Here is a 1,009-nt window from a genome sequence, read left to right as displayed (position 1 = left end):
GTTGACGAATCCCTGCCCTTCAAGAATAATTAGGTATGTGCCTAAGTATCGCGACGAGCTCGATGCCGTGCTCCGCGCTCTCGCGGATCCGACGCGCCGAGCCGTCGTGGAACGGTTGGCGAAGTCCCCCGCCGTCGTGTCCGAACTCGCGGCACCGTTCTCGATGGCCTTGCCGTCGCTCATGCAGCACCTGCGCGTCCTCGAGAACGCGCGACTGGTCACGTCACAGAAGCATGGGCGCGTCCGCACCATGAGCCTGCGACCGGGCGCCCTCGACGTCCTACACCGGTGGCTCGGCGAGCAACGAACCCCCGCCGAACACCAAGCCGACCGGCTCGGCATCCACATGACCTGCACAACCCCGAAGGAAACCTGACATGACCCGCGTTCGCATCGACCTGTTCATCTCGCTGGACGGCTACACCTCGACGACCGACCACGCCCCCGAAAATCCAATGGGTGAGGACTGGGGGCGCCTCACTGCAGCCTACGCCGCGACCCGCACGTTCCACGAGCGCGTCTTCGGCGACACCAGCGGCACCGGCACGACCGAAATCGACGACTCCTACGCGGCCGCGTTCTTCGAGGGCGTCGGCGCCGAGATCATGGGCGCGACCATGTTCGGCCTGCACTCGTTTCCCGACGATCCGGATTGGAAGGGCTGGTGGGGTGACCAGCCGCCGTTCGGCACCCCGGTCTACGTCCTCACCCACACCGCACCGCGTCCGTCGATCCCGATGAAGGGCGGAACAACGTTCCACTTCCGCAACGCAGCAATCGAGGACGTGCTCGCGGAGGCGACCGAGGCTGCCGGCGGCCTGGACGTGCGCGTCGGCGGTGGAGTCGGCACCGCGCGCGACTTCCTGCGCGCCGGCCTCGTCGATCACTTGCACCTCATGGTCGCCCCGATCCTCCTCGGCCGGGGCACTCGACTGTGGGACGACCTGCCCAGCCTCGACCTCACCCACACGGTAACAACGGAAGTGGCCGAGAGTGGCACGATCCACGT

2 protein-coding genes are annotated in these 1,009 nt (G+C 66.8%); both read left to right on the top strand.

Going from position 1 to position 1,009, the window contains the following annotated elements:
- The first annotated feature begins 37 nt into the window (after window positions 1-37).
- The gene (locus CXY78_RS00010) at window positions 38-376 is read left to right on the top strand and encodes a helix-turn-helix transcriptional regulator (RefSeq protein WP_104087422.1); all 339 of its coding nucleotides are present in this window, start codon (window positions 38-40) and stop codon (window positions 374-376) included.
- 1 nt (window position 377) lies between these two features.
- Window positions 378-1,009 (top strand): dihydrofolate reductase family protein (locus CXY78_RS00005; protein WP_104087421.1); only part of this gene is annotated, 632 nt, incomplete at its 3' end.

The organism is Cryobacterium sp. N19, assembly GCF_002929595.1.
GTDB classification, from domain to species: domain Bacteria; phylum Actinomycetota; class Actinomycetes; order Actinomycetales; family Microbacteriaceae; genus Cryobacterium; species Cryobacterium flavum.
This window is presented reverse-complemented; position numbering and strand designations above follow the sequence as displayed.